Origin of the sequence: Okeania sp. SIO3I5, assembly GCF_010672085.1 — a bacterium.
Lineage (GTDB): Bacteria > Cyanobacteriota > Cyanobacteriia > Cyanobacteriales > Microcoleaceae > Trichodesmium.
The window spans coordinates 1-6,105 of the sequence record NZ_JAAHHT010000206.1 but is presented as its reverse complement, the minus strand read 5'-3'; the positions used below and the strand labels follow the sequence as shown (position 1 = coordinate 6,105).

The 6,105-nt window shown below is 34.3% G+C and carries 5 protein-coding genes; 1 reads left to right on the top strand and 4 read right to left on the bottom strand.

What is annotated here, in order from left to right; translation table 11 throughout:
* Window positions 1-983: 983 nt before the first annotated feature.
* Window positions 984-1,241 (bottom strand): hypothetical protein, encoded by a 258-nt coding sequence (locus tag F6K40_RS30845; RefSeq protein ID WP_293141484.1) that lies wholly within the window; start codon window positions 1,239-1,241, stop codon window positions 984-986.
* A gap of 499 nt (window positions 1,242-1,740) precedes the next feature.
* Here F6K40_RS30845 and F6K40_RS30840 point away from each other — a divergent pair, with 499 nt between their 5' ends.
* Window positions 1,741-2,631 (top strand): GlcNAc-transferase family protein, encoded by an 891-nt coding sequence (locus F6K40_RS30840; protein WP_293141482.1) that lies wholly within the window; start codon window positions 1,741-1,743, stop codon window positions 2,629-2,631.
* Window positions 2,632-2,869: 238 nt separating this feature from the next.
* Here the strand turns inward: F6K40_RS30840 and F6K40_RS30835 are convergent, their stop codons facing one another.
* The 3 genes from F6K40_RS30835 to F6K40_RS30825 form a co-directional block, all read right to left on the bottom strand.
* Window positions 2,870-3,442, bottom strand: coding sequence for a DNA-binding protein (locus F6K40_RS30835; protein WP_293141480.1), 573 nt, complete (start codon window positions 3,440-3,442; stop codon window positions 2,870-2,872).
* A gap of 250 nt (window positions 3,443-3,692) precedes the next feature.
* The gene (locus F6K40_RS30830) at window positions 3,693-4,232 is read right to left on the bottom strand and encodes a Uma2 family endonuclease (RefSeq protein ID WP_293141478.1); all 540 of its coding nucleotides are present in this window, start codon (window positions 4,230-4,232) and stop codon (window positions 3,693-3,695) included.
* 163 nt (window positions 4,233-4,395) lie between these two features.
* Window positions 4,396-5,319: a hypothetical protein gene (locus tag F6K40_RS30825; protein ID WP_293141476.1), complete on the bottom strand. Its 924-nt coding sequence runs from the start codon at window positions 5,317-5,319 to the stop codon at window positions 4,396-4,398.
* Window positions 5,320-6,105: the final 786 nt, after the last annotated feature.

Genomic DNA, 6,105 nt, shown 5'->3' with positions numbered 1-6,105 from the left:
AGCGGGCAGAAATTCGTCGGGAATTGGCGGAAGCAAGGCAAGTTGGGGAGGATCGAGCTGTAGATTTTCAAGATAAGTTTGTTGAATTAAGAAAGGTAGGTTTGCCGGAAATTTTGTCTTGAAGTTGAGATTGATAGAAGCTAACTTTTGTATTTTTAGCAATCGGAAAGTCTCCTCACAAAATCTGCTTATTGTTGGGATTGTAAAAATCATCTTTCCAAAAGTTTCAAAGTAGATTTATCTAAAATTTATTTGACATTTTCTGCCTGAAAAGTTATAATTTCAAAAAATCTGCTTATTGTTGGGATTGTAAAAATCATCTTTCCAAAAGTTTTAAAGTGGATTTATCTAAAATTTATTTGACATTTTCTGCCTGAAAAGTTACATCTCTTGATTTTGATTTTAGTAGTTGGAATAAATAATTTATAGCAGTCATAAATCAAATGTAAGAATTTGACTATTCTTGAAAAGTCTAGAAGATACAGCAAATTCCAGGTTAATGTTGCTCAATTGATGGAAAGAATATTTTTTTCCTATTCCCTATTCCCTACTCCCTAAAATCCTAAGTGTATGTTCTTTATTAAGTGGGAAACTACTATTAGATATAGTTTTTTTTGTTTCCCTGTTCTCTAAAAATATACAATTTCTCACAATTAAAATAAGATTGCTTCAGCAGTCAGCTAGGCGTGCTTTTTATACCAATTTTAGTTGCACAGAATTATAAAATTCATTATATTTATCTGTCTTAAATATGCGGATGGGGTCATTGTTCTGGCAACCTGACTAGCTTGCAACTTCATTTAAACTTGGCATTAAGAAGAGGCAATACTTACAGCATAAAGTTTTATTGATACTTTTAATTATCTCTCAATCTCTCAATACTAATTCCCCCGATTTATACAATGATTCAATAACTAATGGCTAATTGCCGAGAGCTGAATGCTTATGAGATTGCTATGGCTGTTGTATCTGTTCAACAATTACTAATTACTGAGTAAATATTTTTCCAAATATTCCCAATTTTGATAACCATATTCTTCTCGCAAAGCATCTTTCAGATTAGCATCTATAACTAATTCTTCATCTTCACTACTTTGGAATAGACATCCATGAGAAAATATCTGTTGTATATCTGTAAGAGTATCTATTAAACTGGCAATAGAATAATGTTCTTCTACCCATTCAATAGGACTAGGTATTTCAGAACTAACATTTATCGGATAATTAGTCATAGCTTCCATAATTTGATCTAAGTAAAGACCCTGAATCTCAATCTATTATTTAATATATATACATCATCTGATGATTGATAGATTAATTTCAGTGAAGCTAGTCAAGCAATGTTGTGACAAATTTTGGTGTTTTTAGTGATTTAGATCAAGAGGATAGTATGGTTACTTGTGACTCTACGGATGTTTATTGACATACTCCCGACGTTGTCCCGTAAGGGCAACGCGGGATTCTGAGCGTCTGGGAAACCCTGACCGCTGCGCATGACAGAGGTGATGTCCTCCCCCTGTTTTGACTTTGACAATAACAAAATGCTCTTAGCTTGTGTCTTGGGCATATGAACGTTTAGCTTATGAAGGTATCCGAATCCGGGCCCAGGCTTTCATCCCGACGCTCCCCTCCCCCCTTTCCAAGGGGGGTTAGGGGGGATGGAGAGCGCGGGACTTCCCGCCAGGAAAGTTAAGATAGGAAGTATTTGAGAGCTATATAAAATGATTCAAAATATATTTTATGGACAGTATTTTTATTCAAATAGTTGCCTATCGGGATTTAGAATTGGTTCCTACTGTTGAAGAGGCGATCGCCCATGCTACTCATCCCGAACGCCTCACTTTTGGCATTTGTTGGCAGTATGGTACGGATGAGGAAAAGGATTATATTGGTCAACTTAAAGGTCTAAAAGATTGTCGGATTATTGTAGTTACTGCTTCTCAAGCTCGTGGTGTAGGTTGGGCGAGGTCTTTGGTGCAGAAGTTATGGCAAAAAGAGGAATATACTCTACAAATTGATGCCCACATGAGATTTTTGCCTGGGTGGGATGTGGAATTAATTAAAATGCTGAAAATGTGCCCCAGTGAAAAACCCCTTCTGAGTACCTATCCCCCTGCTTATCAACCTCCGAGAGAATTGGTTGGGGATACACCGAGTCGGTTAGAGGCAAGTAAATTTGGAGATTCTGGTACTTTGACTTTAAGAGGAATAGGGGATTTAAGTAAATGTAGCATTCCGCAATTAGGAGCTTTTGTTGCGGCTGGATTTATTTTTGCTGAGGGGAAAATTATTGAGGAGGTGCCTTACGATCCGGAGATTTATTTTACTGGGGAAGAGGTATTATTTGCGGCGAAAGCTTGGACGAGGGGATGGGATATTTATCATCCTAATTTGAGTGTTTGTTGGCATTTTTATAATACTGGTAAAAAGCGGGTTGTACATTGGGAAGATCATCAAGATTGGTGGGTGCAAAATAAGATTTCTGAGTCTCGTTTTCGTCAGATTTTGGGAATGGAAAGTGCGACAGAAGATTTTGGAATTTATGGGTTAGGAAATGTCAGAAGTTTGGCAGAGTATGAGGCATTAGCAGGTGTGAATTTTCAGGAGCGTTGGTTTATTCATTTTATTTAGAGTCTTTAGGAGTCAGAATTCAGAATTCAGGAGTTAGGAGTTAGCTAACTACTAAAGTGTGGAAATTTTTCGCTTTATCAAAAATAGAGAAAGGTTGTCTGAATGCCAAGATATTAGGCAAAATCTTCGAGCAAAAAATTTGAGCTTAAACATTCAGCATAAATCGGAGGAGTCTTTTGAAAACCTCAATAATTCAAAGCTATTCTAGATATTTTTTTAGCTGCCTAAAGAAAATAGGCTAAGATTTTTTCTTTGATTTTCTCGAACATTTCTTCTGAGAAGATTTTTGAGCTTTTTCTTTCCTCTTTCTTTTAGACTTTTGCCTCTGCTGAGTCACTTCCGGAGGCGGACCATAATCCCCTCTTGAGAAATAAATTCGCTCTACTTGATGTTGCGGCTCAACCTCAATCCACAGACGAGCACCTCCTGCTTGACTTGTATTAGGCTGGTGTGGCTGATAGACTATCTGGCAAGGTCCGTCAATTTTTAAGGCGTGGCAATAATCTTTTTTATCTCCTACTTTCACAGCAAGTGCTGGATAAGAAGTTTTATTATCTCGGTTATAGTCAATAGTTTTTCGTAGAACATGAACAAATGTATTTCCTGTACGTTCAGCTTTGTTCCAGGTTCCTTCAGGACCGCGACGACCGGGTATAATTTCTGGTACTCCGCGACTGTTAAGAGGAATCATCCATAACCTTTCCTCCTTGTAAGCTCCTACTACTCTGCCTTGTTTAAGTAGTATTCGCAATCTACCTGTCGATATATTAAGTAAAAATGCTGCTTCTGTTGTATATACTTCTGTAGTCATAACTAGATCGTTTTAGTATAGATATATAATTTCCATTTTTTGGAAGATTTTTGAGTCTATTAGAATAAGTCTACATAAAAATGGCTTATTGTTAAAATTTCTCAAAGGGTTATTTTGTAGAGGATATAAAACTTTTGAGTGGAACCTAAAGACCTATATTAACCATAAACTAGGGGGAGAAGAAGAGCAGATTGTTTTTGATATGTATAGCGCGTAGTGCTATACAACTTATTTAGGACTGATATAACTCTCAAGCTAATAAATCATCTATTGCCACGGTAAAACCTTTTAAAACTTTTTGAGTAGTAACAACCTGACCGGAAGTAAACATTAGACCTTGATTTTCAGTAACTATTATTATCAATTTACTTTCAGGATAAACTAACCAAACTTCTTCGCCACCAGATTCTAAATATTCTTGAGCCTTTAAAAAAACATTTTCAGCTAAATCTGTAGGGGAAATAATTTCTGCACTTAAAGGAAAACTTTGAGGCAAAGTAGGATAATTTCCATATTCTGAAACTAACTCAGGAGTCAGATAAGCAACGTCAGGTGATCGCCCTTGTTTATTAGTACGGCAAGGTACATCGGTATAAACTTTTCCACCTTGTTGACTGGCATTTTTATAGTCATCCCAATAACGACCGAGTTTTAATTGAATTTCTCCATGTCTTAATGTCATGCTGTTTTTTTCTATTAATTTGCCGTCTATCCATTCCATTTTTTCAGGAGGATTTTTTGTGAATTCTTCTAAGGAGATATTCTGATTTATAAGAGTAGAATTTATCATAATTTAAGAAGGAATAAGGGGCAAGGAAGAAGGAAGAAGTAAAGTAAGAATATAGCTAAGAAACTTTGTCGATTTTTTGTAGGAAATGAAAAAGTAAGAAGCAAGAATATGAGATTTTATTGATAGTAGAGTTTAACATCAATACTCGAACCAAATTATCGTGCTATTTTTCGTCTTTTTCTAGCTCCTGGTTTCCATATATTGTACCTGTACCTTCAATTATTCCTAAACTCTCTATTTTTGAACCTTGTATATTTATATCGTACTTAGCTCCTAGATTTTTACTTATTTGAAAAGGCAGTATTAGAAGCTCTGCAATTTTTTTAGAAAAAGTACCTATATCTCGAATGATAATTACAAATGTAACTAATTTTGCTAAAAAAGCCAGAATCTCACCGGAAAAAGGAATCAATTCCAAGATTTGTGGAAGAGTAAAAAACAAAATTAAGAAGGTAACAAAATTCATAATTCTAGAAATTTCATCTCTCTCTCGTTTATCTGTTTTTTGAGTAAGGTCAACTTTACTATTATCTTGATTCGAAACAAATAATTTTGGTTCTTCATTTTGCTGAGTAAGTCTTCCCGACAAAAATCTAAATCCTGTTTGACATTTTGGTAAAATTTCTCTGATTAAATACCTTTTTTTTACTTCACCTTGCTTAATATCCTGTATCTTAATTTCCTCTATACCCATTGAATTATCATTCAAAGGTGGCTCGAAAAATTGTTCTAAAATTCCAACATTTGTATCAAGAAACTCAAAAGTAATTTCTTGATTTTTAACGACCTTTCTACCAGTATTTTCAAGATCGCAAGAGATGAGATACAAATCTGCAAGCTCATAATTTTCACCATAAAGGATACTAATATTTTTCTGACCTATATCTTTTTTAAATTCTAAAATACTCAATATATTTTTTGTATAAGAAAGCTCCATTGTCTGGTCTTGACGTTGCTTGTTTGATGAGAAATAATTAAATAGAGCTACAAAAAAACCAGAAATAATAGCAATAGCAACCTTTTGCCAAAAATCACTATTTTCTAATAGTGTTTGAATTGCTGTCAAATATTCGTTTAAGTTATTCATTGAATAATCTCCTTATTTTTTTTAATAACAATGATTAATTTTAGTTTCTGAATTTGTAATATTAAGCTCTCTCATTTTAATTAATATCATATTAAAGTTCGTAGTAGGGCTTGAGCAATATTTATTTTATTCCTATGGCAATACTACAAACAAAAACTTTTTTATCACTTATTATCCGAACATCTTACCCGCTAATAGTATACCTGACTAAGATGAAATTTGCTATAACTGATAACTGATTATTCACTGTCTAGTTCGGAAATATTGATAAAAATGAATAGTTATAGTTAAAGTTCGTAGTCGGGGAAAGGCGGTAAGATAAATATTGCTCAAGCCTTACTACAAACCAATTTCTAGTTCCGAAATATTGATAAGAATGAATGGTTATAGTTAGAGTTGGTAGTCGGGGAAAGGCGGTAAGATAAATATTGCTCAAGCCCTACTACAAAAAAAATTTCTAGTTCCGAAATATTGATAAGAATGAATGGTTATAGTTAGAGTTGGTAGTCGGGGAAAGGCGGTAAGATAAATATTGCTCAAGCCCTACTACAAAAAAATTTCTAGTTCCAAAATATTGATAAGAATGAATGGTTATAGTTAGAGTTGGTAGTCGGGGAAAGGCGGTAAGATAAATATTGCTCAAGCCCTACTACAAAAAAAATTTCTAGTTCCGAAATATTGATAAGAATGAATGGTTATAGTTAGAGTTGGTAGTCGGGGAAAGGCGGTAAGATAAATATTGCTCAAGCCCTACTACAAAAAAAATTTCTAGTTCCGAAATATTGA